This window comes from Parabacteroides timonensis, assembly GCF_900128505.1.
Taxonomy (GTDB): Bacteria; Bacteroidota; Bacteroidia; order Bacteroidales; family Tannerellaceae; genus Parabacteroides; species Parabacteroides timonensis.
The window spans coordinates 2229441-2241921 of record NZ_LT669941.1 but is presented as its reverse complement, the minus strand read 5'-3'; the positions used below and the strand labels follow the sequence as shown (position 1 = coordinate 2241921).

The window sequence follows — 12481 nt, the reverse complement described above, 5'->3', positions numbered from 1 at the left end:
AATCATGATATCAAATCTAATTAAATCGTTAAAGTTGACAATAGCCTTCTGTGTATTGTTCAGTGTTTGTTACATATTTGTTTTATGGGCTTTTGCTCAGGTTGCCACTCCGAATAGTGGGAATGCCGCAGTAGTGGAATTGAATGGAAAAGTAGTGGGAGCGGCTAATGTAGGCCAATCCTTTACGCAGGATATTTATTTCTGGGGTCGTCCTTCCTGTGCAGGCGACGGATATGATGCATCTAGTTCCGCAGGTAGCAACAAGGGACCATCCAATGAAGAGTATCTGGCTGATTTGCAGGCGCGTATCGATACCTTCCTCGTACATCATCCGTATCTGAAACGCGAAGAGGTTCCGGCCGAGATCGTTACCGCCAGTGGTTCCGGGCTCGATCCGCATATCTCACCGAAGGCTGCTTACGTACAGGTACAGCGGGTGGCAGCAGCGCGTGGTGTGTCTCCGGAAAGATTGATGGCTATCGTAAATGCCAATGTAGAGAAACCGTTGTTGGGACTTTTCGGAACGGAAAAGGTGAATGTCCTGAAATTGAATGTGGCTGTGGAAAAGGCCCTGGATAAATAATTGATTAAACAAGTTTACTAAACAAGCAAATAACGATATAACAATATAACAATAATATGAAATCGATACTTAAAAAGATTGCCGCTGTGGCAATGATCTTCTCTGCCTCTTCTTTCTCTGTAATGCAAGCCCAGGAGGATGAGGCTGGCGTAAAGTTTACGGTACAGGGCGACCTGGTGAGTTCTTATGTATGGCGTGGAATGTATCAGACGAGTGCCAGCTTTCAGCCGACTTTCGGCCTGAGCGTAGGGGGCTTCTCTCTGACTGCCTGGGGTTCGACCGACTTTACTGGTGTAAACGAGAATTCCGGACAGGGGGCTAAAGAGATCGACTTGACAGCGGCTTATACATTCGGAAACTCCGGATTGACATTGTCGGTTGCCGACCTGTGGTGGGCCGGACAGGGAGCCGGAAAGTATTTTAATTTTAAGAGTCATGAAACTGCTCATCATTTTGAAGGTGCTATTGCTTATTCATTGCCGGTAGAAAAGTTTCCTTTATCAATTGCCTGGTACACAATGTTTGCCGGCCTGGATAAGAATAGCCATGATGAGCAGGCATACTCTACGTATGTGGAAATGAATTATCCGTTCAGTGTTAAAATGGTAGACCTGAATGTGACCTGTGGCTTCACTCCTTGGAATGCGCCGCAGTATCTGACAAATAGTTTTGCCGTAACGAACGTGGCGCTCAAAGGAACGACCGCAATAAAGTTCAGCGATTCGTTTTCTTTGCCTATTTTTGCACAAGCCATTTGGAATCCTCGCCTCGAAGATGCTCATTTGGTTTTCGGATTCACTTTGAAACCGTAATATAGATAGTCGGATGGACAGAGAACAGAGTGTACAGCACTTTTTGGACTTACTGAAAAAGTCCCGCCGTGGTAACTTCAAGATCTACATCGGTATGATTGCCGGTGTAGGTAAATCGTACCGTATGCTTCAGGAGGCACACGAGTTGCTTCGTAGTGGCATCGATATACAAATCGGCTATATAGAGACACACGGCAGGCTCGAAACGGAAGCGTTGGTGGAGGGATTGCCCCAGGTTCCGCGCCGGAAATCCTTTTATAAAGGGAAAGAGGTGGAGGAAATGGATTTGCAGGCCATCCTGAGTGTCCATCCCGAAGTGGTCATTGTCGATGAGCTGGCCCATTCCAATGTAGAAGGCAGTAAGAACGAAAAACGCTGGCAGGATGTAATGGATATCCTCGAAGCGGGCATCAGCGTAATCACGGCAGTCAATATCCAGCATCTGGAAGGGTTGAACGAAGAGGTGCAGGATATAGCCGGAATAGAAGTGAAAGAAAGGATTCCGGACAGCGTGCTGGAACAGGCCGATGAGGTGGTCAATATCGACCTGACTGCCGACGAACTGGTGAAGCGCCTGAAAGCCGGAAAGATATACCGTCCGGAGAAGGTGGAAACCGCTCTGAATAACTTCTTTAAGTCGGAAAACATCCTTCAGCTGCGCGAGCTGGCCTTGAAGGAAGTGGCTTTGAGGGTAGAGAAGAAGGTGGAGAATTCGGTTCCGGTCAATGCCGGTGTTCGGCATGAGAAGTTCCTAGCCTGCATTAGCAGTAATGAGCGTACGCCGCGGAAGGTGATCCGGAAAGCAGCCCGTCTGGCTACCCGTTATAATACGAAGTTCTTTGTTTTGTATGTGCAGACTCCACGGGAGAGCATCGACCGGATACCGTTGGCCAACCAGCGTTATCTGTCCAATCATTTCAAACTGGCAACAGAACTGGGAGGAGAGGTGATACAGGTACAGTCTGAGTCGGTGACGGATAGTATCGTTCAGGTGTGTAAGGAGAAAATGATAACGACGCTTTGTATCGGTAAGCCTTCCTTTAGTTTGCGTACTTTGTTGTTTTCTTCGTATCGTTACCGGAAATTACTGAATAGTTTGTCGCAGTTGAATATTGATTTAATAATAATAGCATGATATGAGTAAGTCTGTTAGTCTGAAGATTAAAACGAAGCTTATCTATGGGATAGGTTTGTTGTTCGTTATGATTGTGTTGCTGGGAGGACTGGCTGTAAAGAATATCCACAATATGTCTGTCGACACTCAGAATATCCTGGCGGATAATTACAATTCTCTTCTTTATTCAAGAAGAATGTTGAATGCCCTTGAACGCATCAAGACTGACCCCGTAGCGCAGGCGGAGTTCGATAAAAACCTCGAATTGCAGAAGAAGAATATCACGGAAGTGGACGAGAACGTGGCTACGACTCATCTGGCTACCCAATATGAAGCGATGCATAAAGAGCTGAACGATACGACGATCCAACGAGTGCGCATGGCTCTCAACGATATCATGAGCCTGAATATGGCTACCATATACCGCAAAAGCCAGATCGCCGGACATACGGCAGACCAGGCATTGTTGTGGATCTGCATAATAGCTGTTATCTGTATTTTGACTGCTTTTGCTTTCCTGATCCGTTTGCCCCGTTCGATCAATACGCCGATAAGGAAGCTGACCGACGGTATCATGGAGATTGCCAACCATAACTATGAGAAGCGGCTTGACTTAGGGGATTACCAGGAGTTCTCGGCCGTAGCGAACTCTTTCAACCGGATGGCTGAACGGCTCACCGAGTACCGTAAAAGTACCTTGGCCGATATCATCCAGGCTAAAAAGTATATTGAAGCGATTGTCAACAGTATCACGGAGCCCATTATCGGTCTCGATGGCGATCGTTCGATCCTTTTTGCCAATGATGAGGCTCTTACTATCCTGAACCTGAAACGGGATGTCGTGATCGGTAAATCTGCGGCCGAACTGGCTTTAAAGAATGACTTGCTTCGTCGTCTGGTGCGTGAACTGATCCAACCGGACGAGAAAAAGGAACCGTTGAAAATATATGCTGATAATAAGGAAAGTTATTTCCAGGCAAAATATATCCCGATCCGTGTGACGGATGAGAACGGGCAGGAGAACCAGTATGTCGGCGATGTGATCCTGTTGAAGAATATTACGGAGTTTAAAGAGCTGGACTCGGCTAAGACTACATTTATCTCTACAATCTCCCACGAACTGAAGACACCGATCTCAGCCATTATGATGAGCCTGAAGCTTCTGGAAGATAAACGGGTAGGCGAAATGAACGATGAGCAAAAGGCGCTGTCACAAAGTATCAAAGATAGCAGCGACCGTTTATTGGATATCACCGGCGAACTCCTGAAAATGACGCAGGTGGAAACGGGCAAACTGCAACTGAACCCGAAGATCACTAAACCGGTCGAACTGATCGACTATGCCATCAAGGCCAACCGTGTGCAGGCCGAACGTTTCGGTTGCCATGTCGAAGTCGAATATCCGGAAAAGATATCGAAGCTGTTTGTCGACAGTGAAAAGATAGCCTGGGTGTTGACCAACCTATTGTCGAACGCTATCCATTACACACCGGAGAATGGGCGTATCATTATTGGGGCCCGACAGATAGATAAAACCGTGGAAATATTTGTGAAAGACTTTGGTAAGGGTATTGACCCACGTTATCACCAAAGTATCTTCGATCGTTATTTCCGTGTTCCCGGTACGAAAGTGCAGGGTAGCGGCCTCGGGTTGGCGATCAGTAAAGACTTTGTTGAAGCCCACGGTGGAACGATTCATGTGGAGAGCGAGATCGGTAAAGGAAGTACATTTGTTATCCGGTTTAACGTATAAAAAGAATAGTATAATATAATCATGAAAGTATTGAAATTTGGTGGTACATCCGTTGGCTCAGCCCAGCGGATGAAGAACGTTGCGTCCATTATCTGTAATGGAGAACAGAATATTGTGGTCTTGTCCGCTATGTCGGGTACGACAAATGCACTGGTTGATATTTCCGGATCTTTTCATCGAAAAGAAACAGATGAGGTTAATAAGATAATCAGTCGGTTGGAGCAGGTATATGCTGTATGTATCGATGGTTTATATGAGTCTGATCTTTATAAGGAACAGGCTTTGGAATTGGTGGCTGACCGCTTTCGTTATATCTGGTCATTCGCGGAGGCTCCATTCACTCCGTTTGATGAAAAAGTGGTGTTGGCTCAGGGTGAACTGATCTCCACCGGAATGATGGATCTTTATCTGAAGGAAAAAGGTGTTAACTCTGTTTTACTTCCGGCATTAGATTTTATGCGTATCACGGCAGAACAGGAGCCGGACTTGTCGTATATAAAGGAGAAGTTGTATGCACAGCTTGCTTCTTATCCGAATGCCGACCTGTTTATCACGCAGGGATTTATTTGTCGGAATGCCTATGGCAAGATCGATAACCTGCAACGCGGAGGTAGTGATTTCAGTGCTTCTCTGATAGGAGCGGCAATTTCTGCCGAGGAAATTCAGATATGGACTGACATCGACGGAATGCATAATAACGATCCTCGTATAGTCGATCATACCGTCCCCGTGCGGCAGTTGAATTTTGAAGAAGCTGCCAAGCTGGCCTATTTTGGTGCAAAGATACTTCACCCCTGTTGTATCCGCCCGGCAAAAGAGAGCAATATCCCCGTCCGTTTACTTAATTCGTTGCAACCTTCTGCACCGGGTACATTGATTTCCAATACGGCGGAAAAAGGAAGGATAAAAGCTGTCGCAGCCAAGGATAATATCATTTATATTAAGATCAAATCGTTGAACCTTCTTCCTGCCCATAAGTTTTTGAGCTTGGTGTTTAATACTTTCGAAACGTATAAGACGGCAGTCGATATGGTAACGACTTCTGATGTGGGTGTTTCGGTAACAACCGATAATCCTGAGCATCTGTCCGAAATTATTTCATGTTTGGAAGAATATGCAACGATCTGTGTGGAAAGAAACATGGTGATAATATGTGTCGTAGGTGACCTCGAGTGGCAGAATGTCGGGTTTGAGGCTCAGATAGTCAATGCATTGAAGGATATACCTGTCCGGATGATCTCATACGGAGGAAGTAGCAGTAATGTTTCTTTGGTGATGAAAGCGGAGGATAAGGTAAGGGCTTTGCAGGCTTTAAACAACCGATTGTTCTCTTCGTGTATGGACACAAAAAAGTCAGTATCGACTGCTTTTTAAAGCAGTCGATACTGACACTTATCTCTGGTTTCTTACTTTTTGTCTTTCAGTAAATCACGTATCTCAGTCAATAATTGAACATCGGCAGGTGGAGCAGGAGGTGTAGCCGGGGCTTCCTCTGTCTTTTTCTTATTCAGAGCATTCATTCCTTTTATCATCATAAAGATAGCAAAAGCAATGATGATGAAATCTAATGTTACCTGTAAGAAATTCCCGTAGTTGATCGTAACGGCAGGGGTAATCACTTTGTCACCTTCCATCACTGCGTGTTTCAATACGATTTTCAAATCTGTAAAGTTCACTCCGCCGACCAGTAATCCGACTGCCGGCATAATGATATCGCCAACGACTGATGATACTATCTTACCGAAAGCACCACCGATGATGATACCGACAGCCATGTCGACAACGTTGCCGCGCATGGCAAACTGCTTAAATTCTTGTAAAAATTTCCCCATATATATTCGCCTTTTTTATGATATAACCGTAATCGTTTGTATTTGGTTGCGAATATACAATGTTTTGTTAAAAATCAGGCAAGAATTAACTTTTCAATATCTTCGTCCGGTGTGCTGATCGTTCCTATCCCAAAGTTTTCAACCAATACCTGTGCAACATTCGGCGAAAGGAAAGCCGGTAATGTCGGGCCTAGATGGATGTTTTTAACACCAAGGCTCAATAGAGCCAACAGGACGATGACTGCCTTCTGTTCATACCATGCAATATTGTAGACAATCGGTAACTGGTTGATATCTTCCAACCCGAATGCTTCCTGCAACTTCATGGCGATCACTGCCAGGGAATAACTGTCATTACATTGTCCGGCATCCAATACGCGGGGAATGCCTCCTATATCACCGAGCGGCAGTTTGTTGTAACGGTATTTTGCACAACCGGCCGTCAGGATAACGCAATCGGATGGCAATTCGCTGGCGAACTCCGTATAATAGTTACGACTTTTCATACGTCCGTCGCATCCGGCCATCACTACGAATTTGCGGATGGCACCGCTTTTTACTGCATCGACCACTTTATCAGCTAAGGCCATTACCTGATTATGAGCGAATCCTCCGGTGATTTGTCCGTGTTCTATCTCTTTCGGGGCGGCACAGCGTTTGGCATGGGCTATGATCTCTGAATAATCTTTGGTCTTGCCGTCTTCTCTTGACGGGATATGTTTCCATCCTGGAAAACCGGTCGAGTTGGTTGTATAAACGCGATCCTTGTATGAAGCACCTTCCAATGGCGGAACGATACAGTTTGTCGTGAACAGGATCGGACCGTTAAAGCTCTCGAACTCTTCCCGTTGTTGCCACCAGGCGTTCCCATAGTTGCCGACGAAATGTTTGTATTTCTTGAAGGCCGGATAATAGTTGGCGGGTAACATTTCGCTATGTGTATATACATCTACTCCGGTTCCATCTGTCTGTGCAAGCAGTTCTTCCATATCTTTCAGGTCGTGACCGCTGATCAGAATGGCCGGATTGTTGCGTACACCGATATTTACCTGCGTGATCTCCGGATTGCCATAGCTATTTGTATTTGCCTTATCCAGCAATGCCATTGCTTTCACCCCGTAGCTTCCGGTTTCCAGCACTAATGCCGTTAACTGTTCAGCCGAAAGGTCTTTCCGTAAGGTCTCTGCCAACGCAAACTGAATAAACCGGTGTAGGTCTGCTTCTTCAAATCCCAGGTTTCCGGCATGTTCCACATAAGCGGCCATCCCTTTCAGTCCGTAAATGATCAGTTCCTTCAAAGAACGGATGTCGGGATTTGCTTCGCGCAATACACCGACCGTCAGGGCTTTCCCTTCGAAAGTACTTTCATCGCCTTTCCACACCAGTTCGTCGATGACGGGCAGTTCAATACCTCGTTTACCGGCTTGGTCTTTTAACTGATCTCTTAATTCTATACCTTTGACAATGCGTCGGGTAATACTTTCTATATCGAAGTTAGCATTCGTGATTGTAGAGAAAAGGGCATCCACAACGAAATGATTGATATGTGCAGGTATTTCTACCCCCGCATTTCGTAGTTGAGTGGCAACAACAGATACTCCTTTGGTGATGAATAACAACAAGTCCATCCGGTTAGCAGTCTCATCGTCTTTTCCACAGACTCCTTTAATCGTACAGCCGGTTCCTTTCGCAGCTTCCTGACACTGAAAACAAAACATTTTTGCATCCATACTATTCTATTATTTTATTGGTTTATATTATTTTGAAAACAAAAGTAGGACAGACCGGTTTCTTATATTGTACCAAATGTTACAAACGCAAATATTTTTAGATAGATGCGGTCGTTTCTTTTCTTATATTTGCCTTATATATAAATGACTATGATAGCAATACTTTCTAAATCCGTACTGTTTAGAAATATCTCTGATGCAGAGATTTCAGAATTGCTGGAAACAGCAGCTTACAGGGTGGTGGCTTATCGTCCGAAAGATATTGTCGCTCTTCAGGGAGCACCATGCAATCATCTAATGATTGTATTGAGTGGGCTTCTACAAGGGCAGATGGTGAATGATGCCGGTAAACTTGTTGTTATTGAAGAGTTACAAGCCTCCCAGTTATTGGCACCGGCTTTCCTGTATGCTCCGAAAAATAATCTTCCGGTAAACATTCTGGCAATGGAGCCTTCGGAGATATTATTTATTCACCGGGATGATTTTACCCAATGGATGCAGCTGAACAAGCAGCTTCTTCAGAACTTCCTGATGCTGATATCCGGCAGAAGTCATTTCCTGAGCGATAAAATCATGTTCTTATCACTAAAGAATATAAAGAATAAGATTGCAGATTATTTGCTTCGTAAATTACCGGAGCCATCGGCAGATGTTATTCATCTGACTGAAACTCAGCAGGAGATAGCCGACTCGTTTGGAGTGACCCGTCCTTCTCTGGCACGAGCTTTGGCAGAAATGGAGCAAGAGGGTGTTATATCCATCGACCGAAAAGTTGTAAAAGTTCGTAATATGCAGATTCTTAAGCAGATGGCGCAATAATAAAATAAACCCACTCCTTAGAAGAGAGTGGGCTTATTTTCTAAGTAATTTATACCGGAGTGGGTATTACTTGTTTAAAAAAGAACTTTTCATTCTGGCAATATCTGTCAGGTAGTCTTGCAAATCCTGTTCATGTTCTTCTTCCATACTCAGGATGTGTTTTGCTATTTCGCAAGTTGTGAAGTCTTTACCATCTGTGAATTCGGCGATTTGCTGGTATCTGACGATAGCACAACGTTCGGAAGCAACGTTCTGGTTCAACAGGCTGACTACGTCAAAATCGTTAGGTACGTCATATTTGCATCTTGCCAGTTCGAACCATTTCTTAGGGGCGAGTACAGGAACGCCTTCCAATTCGATAATACGGTCGGCCAGTAACTTGGCGTGGCCTAATTCTTCGTTGGCATGTTCTTCAAATTCAGCCTGTACGTTTGCACGCATAGCACCTTCTGCAACCAAAGCGCCTACCCAATATTGATAGTATGCTAACCATTCTTCTGATAATGCAGCGTTAAGCTGTGATAATAAACTTTCTACATCTAGTTTTTTCTGTAGAATCTTAACACTTTCTTTTGCCATAACTGTAAAATTTAGTTTAGTATAATGCTCGTTTGTATTGTTCAAACAATGCTGCTGGGGGTTTGTTCATACTAAACTAAATTGAAACAGTTATTTATTATTTTTTCAATTCTGTTAGATATACGCTTTCCGGTAGAGGGTCAGAAGATCTTCAACAGTGGTATCTCTTGGATTACCCGGGGTACAGACATCAGCATATGCAGAACGTGCCAGTTGCTCCAGGTCTTCTTCTTTTACTCCGATTTCACTTAGTTTTTGGGGTATACCGATTTTCAGAGAGAGTTGTTTGACTGCTTCCACTGCGGCAATTGCAGCTGTTTCGTCACTCATATCCTGGGTGTTACATCCCATAGCTTCTGCTATACGTTTGTATTTCTTGATGGAAGATGGCATGTTGTACTCCATTACATAAGGAAGCAACAGGGCATTTGCAACTCCGTGGGGGATGTTGTAGAAAGCTCCCAAAGGATGGGCCATTCCGTGTACGGCTCCTAATCCGACATTGCTAAACCCCATTCCTGCGATGTATTGAGCTACAGCCATACCGTTACGTGCTTCAATATCATGACCGTTGGCAACGGCAGCAGGCAGATAACGGGCAATCATTTCGATGGCTTTTAATTCGAACATGTCCGACATTTCCCAGGTACCTTTGGTGATATATCCTTCGATTGCATGAGTCAGGGCATCCATTCCGGTTGCGGCAGTGAGCGATTTAGGCATGGAGCTCATTAGTTCTGCATCGACAATTGCTAAAACTGGAATGTCATTCGGGTCTACACAGACCATTTTCTTGACATTTTCTTCGTCGGTAATTACGTAATTGATGGTGACTTCTGCTGCTGTTCCGGCGGTGGTAGGTAATGCAATTACCGGAACTGATTTGTTTTTTGTATTGGCAACGCCTTCCAATGAAACAACATCAGAGAATTCTGGGTTATTGGTGATAATTCCTATGGCTTTGGCAGTATCCGTAGGAGAACCGCCTCCGATAGCTATTATGAAATCGGCACCGGAAGCTGCATATGCTTTTACACCTACTTTTACGTTTGTTACAGTTGGATTTTGTTTTACTTCTGCAAAAGTGATGTAAGGGATAGAAGCCTGATCCAATACGTCGGTAACTTGTTTTACAACTCCGAACTTCACTAAATCATTGTCTGTAACAATAAATGCTTTCTTTAGATTTCTCCTTTTAACTTCTTCGGGAATAACGCTTCTTGATCCCGGACCGAAATAAGAGGTCTCATTTAGTACAATCCTGTTTGTGCTCATGATAGTTTTTCTTTAGGTTATTAATTGTAATAGGGTTTCAAAAGTAAAGCATTATCAGTTCCTGAAACTTATAAATATGATATTTATGGTTTCAAAACTGATAATGCTTTTCTGCTATAGGATTGTAGTGGTTTAATCGTCCAGTTTACCGAACTTACCTGCTCCCAGGTCAATATAAGCTTGTTTTAACTCTGCCACATTGTTCATAACGAACGGGCCGTATGCAGCAATAGGTTCTTTGATCGGTTCACCACTCAAGATAAGTACGGTTGCCTTATTTACTGCCTGGATGGTGAAAGTTTCTCCTTTATTTTCGAATAACGCGAAATAGTCGGTCGGAACCAGTTCATTATTATTGATCTTTACAGAACCTTCAACGACTAAAGCTGCTGTGTTATATTCTGCCGGGAATGAGAATTCAGTGCTTCCTCCTTTATTTAATTGGACATTTAATAAATGCATAGGAGTAAAGGTGGATGCTATTCCGTCTGTCTCTAGGTATTTACCGGCAATGACCTCGATCTGACCGGCATTATCAGGCAGTTCGACTTTCGGAATCTGGCTGTTTACAATAGACTGATATTTAGGATCAGCTTTTTTATCCTTGGCAGGAAGGTTGATCCATAATTGTACAATATGGAATTCACCTCCTTTCTGACTGAAGCTTTCTTCATGGTATTCCTTGTGAAGTACCCCGGAGGCAGCTGTCATCCATTGAATATCACCCGGACCGATCACGCCGCTATTACCTCTGCTGTCATGATGGGCAACTTTCCCTTTATATACGATTGTGACAGTTTCAAATCCGCGATGAGGATGCACTCCGACACCTCTAGGTTCTTTGCGCGGTGAGAATTCCATTTTAGCATTGTAATCTAACAAGATGAATGGATTCATACGTTCTCTATTTAATTGTTCCAGATGTGGTATGAAGTTATGTACTCTGAATCCGTCTCCAACCATATGCGGAGCAGGTGGGGCTATGATATTTTCTATTTTTTTTACTGTCATAAATAATCTCCTTACTTTTCTACTAAAACAAGAAAGAGAAAGGCTTTGTTGTACCAACTGGCCTTTCTCATATAATATGTATAGAAAAAAGGCTTTTGATGTGGCTGGTGATTCGATAGCGGCTGAAATTGAAGGGGCGTTGTGTTATTAGACTTGGCTCATTTTTTTTTCAACTGTAACATTCAGTCGTTCAGAAGTGTAATGGTTCTGCTACGATTTTAAGTAAAAAATAAAGTAAGAAAAGTTTGGAGTGTATGTTGTAAAGCACTACTTTTGCATCCGCATTCGAGAGAGAACGGCACTGCAAAACATGATGAAAAAAACTTTTAGAAAAACTTCCTAAAACATTTGGAAGTATGAAATAAAAGTTCTTATCTTTGCATCCACGTTCGCTAAAAAACTAGCGAGTGTAACAACAAGAGTTCTTTGAAAGATTTACATATCAACAAGTAGTACAAGTATTAAAAATTAATACCGTCAAAAACTTGAAAATAAAGACGAATTCTGAGCAAGACAAAACAATTTAAACAACGAAGAGTTTGATCCTGGCTCAGGATGAACGCTAGCGACAGGCTTAACACATGCAAGTCGAGGGGTAACATGATGTAGCAATACAGAGATGACGACCGGCGCACGGGTGAGTAACGCGTATGCAACCTACCTATCAGAGGGGAATAACCCGGCGAAAGTCGGACTAATACCGCATAAAACAGGGGTCCCGCATGGGAATATTTGTTAAAGATTTATTGCTGATAGATGGGCATGCGTTCCATTAGATAGTTGGTGAGGTAACGGCTCACCAAGTCTGCGATGGATAGGGGTTCTGAGAGGAAGGTCCCCCACACTGGTACTGAGACACGGACCAGACTCCTACGGGAGGCAGCAGTGAGGAATATTGGTCAATGGGCGAGAGCCTGAACCAGCCAAGTCGCGTGAAGGATGAAGGATCTATGGTTCGTAAACTTCTTTTATA

General features: G+C 43.8%; 11 protein-coding genes and 1 other annotated feature. Of the genes, 6 read left to right on the top strand and 5 right to left on the bottom strand.

Annotated elements, in window-relative coordinates; genetic code table 11:
* Nucleotides 1-4: 4 nt before the first annotated feature.
* From BQ7394_RS16610 to BQ7394_RS16590, 5 genes are read left to right on the top strand one after another with little or no spacing between them, the layout of a single operon-like run.
* A complete protein-coding gene (locus tag BQ7394_RS16610) occupies nucleotides 5-583 on the top strand; it encodes a K(+)-transporting ATPase subunit C (RefSeq protein ID WP_075558447.1) in 579 nt (192 codons plus the stop codon).
* Nucleotides 584-639: 56 nt separating this feature from the next.
* Nucleotides 640-1395, top strand: a complete 756-nt coding sequence (locus BQ7394_RS16605) for a TorF family putative porin (RefSeq protein ID WP_075558446.1) — start codon at nucleotides 640-642, stop codon at nucleotides 1393-1395.
* Nucleotides 1396-1408: 13 nt separating this feature from the next.
* Nucleotides 1409-2530: a sensor protein KdpD gene (locus BQ7394_RS16600; RefSeq protein ID WP_075558445.1), complete on the top strand. Its 1122-nt coding sequence runs from the start codon at nucleotides 1409-1411 to the stop codon at nucleotides 2528-2530.
* Between the two features lies 1 nt (nucleotide 2531).
* Nucleotides 2532-4262, top strand: coding sequence for an ATP-binding protein (locus BQ7394_RS16595; protein WP_075558444.1), 1731 nt, complete (start codon nucleotides 2532-2534; stop codon nucleotides 4260-4262).
* 21 nt (nucleotides 4263-4283) lie between these two features.
* Nucleotides 4284-5636: an aspartate kinase gene (locus tag BQ7394_RS16590; protein WP_075558443.1), complete on the top strand. Its 1353-nt coding sequence runs from the start codon at nucleotides 4284-4286 to the stop codon at nucleotides 5634-5636.
* Nucleotides 5637-5668: 32 nt separating this feature from the next.
* Here BQ7394_RS16590 and mscL read toward each other — a convergent pair whose 3' ends face one another.
* Nucleotides 5669-6094, bottom strand: a complete 426-nt coding sequence (gene mscL, locus BQ7394_RS16585) for a large-conductance mechanosensitive channel protein MscL (RefSeq protein WP_075558442.1) — start codon at nucleotides 6092-6094, stop codon at nucleotides 5669-5671.
* 74 nt (nucleotides 6095-6168) lie between these two features.
* Nucleotides 6169-7824, bottom strand: a complete 1656-nt coding sequence (gene hcp, locus BQ7394_RS16580; protein WP_075558441.1) for a hydroxylamine reductase — start codon at nucleotides 7822-7824, stop codon at nucleotides 6169-6171.
* A 150-nt stretch (nucleotides 7825-7974) separates the two neighbouring features.
* On the opposite strand from hcp, the gene BQ7394_RS16575 reads away from it, so the two are divergent.
* Complete coding sequence (locus BQ7394_RS16575) at nucleotides 7975-8643, top strand: Crp/Fnr family transcriptional regulator (protein ID WP_075558440.1); 669 nt, start codon at nucleotides 7975-7977, stop codon at nucleotides 8641-8643.
* A gap of 66 nt (nucleotides 8644-8709) precedes the next feature.
* Here BQ7394_RS16575 and BQ7394_RS16570 read toward each other — a convergent pair whose 3' ends face one another.
* The 3 genes from BQ7394_RS16570 to BQ7394_RS16560 form a co-directional block, all read right to left on the bottom strand.
* On the bottom strand, nucleotides 8710-9222 hold the full coding sequence (locus BQ7394_RS16570; protein WP_075560082.1) for a ferritin-like domain-containing protein: 513 nt from the start codon (nucleotides 9220-9222) through the stop codon (nucleotides 8710-8712).
* A gap of 114 nt (nucleotides 9223-9336) precedes the next feature.
* Nucleotides 9337-10497 carry a lactaldehyde reductase gene (fucO, locus tag BQ7394_RS16565; RefSeq protein ID WP_075558439.1) on the bottom strand — a complete coding sequence of 387 codons (1161 nt, stop codon included), beginning with the start codon at nucleotides 10495-10497 and terminating at the stop codon, nucleotides 9337-9339.
* Nucleotides 10498-10629: 132 nt separating this feature from the next.
* Nucleotides 10630-11508 carry a pirin family protein gene (locus BQ7394_RS16560; RefSeq protein ID WP_075558438.1) on the bottom strand — a complete coding sequence of 293 codons (879 nt, stop codon included), beginning with the start codon at nucleotides 11506-11508 and terminating at the stop codon, nucleotides 10630-10632.
* A 565-nt stretch (nucleotides 11509-12073) separates the two neighbouring features.
* Nucleotides 12074-12440: a sequence feature (16S ribosomal RNA rRNA prediction is too short), on the top strand.
* The last annotated feature ends 41 nt before the right edge of the window (nucleotides 12441-12481 follow it).

What these genes read in the sequence shown, in the direction of transcription:
- BQ7394_RS16610 (WP_075558447.1), top strand. Translation starts at nt 5, where the DNA reads ATGATATCAAATCTAATTAAATCGTTAAAGTTGACAATAGCCTTCTGT.
- BQ7394_RS16605 (WP_075558446.1), top strand. Translation starts at nt 640, where the DNA reads ATGAAATCGATACTTAAAAAGATTGCCGCTGTGGCAATGATCTTCTCT.
- BQ7394_RS16600 (WP_075558445.1), top strand. Translation starts at nt 1,409, where the DNA reads ATGGACAGAGAACAGAGTGTACAGCACTTTTTGGACTTACTGAAAAAG.
- BQ7394_RS16595 (WP_075558444.1), top strand. Translation starts at nt 2,532, where the DNA reads ATGAGTAAGTCTGTTAGTCTGAAGATTAAAACGAAGCTTATCTATGGG.
- BQ7394_RS16590 (WP_075558443.1), top strand. Translation starts at nt 4,284, where the DNA reads ATGAAAGTATTGAAATTTGGTGGTACATCCGTTGGCTCAGCCCAGCGG.
- mscL (WP_075558442.1), bottom strand. Translation starts at nt 6,094, where the DNA reads ATGGGGAAATTTTTACAAGAATTTAAGCAGTTTGCCATGCGCGGCAAC.
- hcp (WP_075558441.1), bottom strand. Translation starts at nt 7,824, where the DNA reads ATGGATGCAAAAATGTTTTGTTTTCAGTGTCAGGAAGCTGCGAAAGGA.
- BQ7394_RS16575 (WP_075558440.1), top strand. Translation starts at nt 7,975, where the DNA reads ATGATAGCAATACTTTCTAAATCCGTACTGTTTAGAAATATCTCTGAT.
- BQ7394_RS16570 (WP_075560082.1), bottom strand. Translation starts at nt 9,222, where the DNA reads ATGGCAAAAGAAAGTGTTAAGATTCTACAGAAAAAACTAGATGTAGAA.
- fucO (WP_075558439.1), bottom strand. Translation starts at nt 10,497, where the DNA reads ATGAGCACAAACAGGATTGTACTAAATGAGACCTCTTATTTCGGTCCG.
- BQ7394_RS16560 (WP_075558438.1), bottom strand. Translation starts at nt 11,508, where the DNA reads ATGACAGTAAAAAAAATAGAAAATATCATAGCCCCACCTGCTCCGCAT.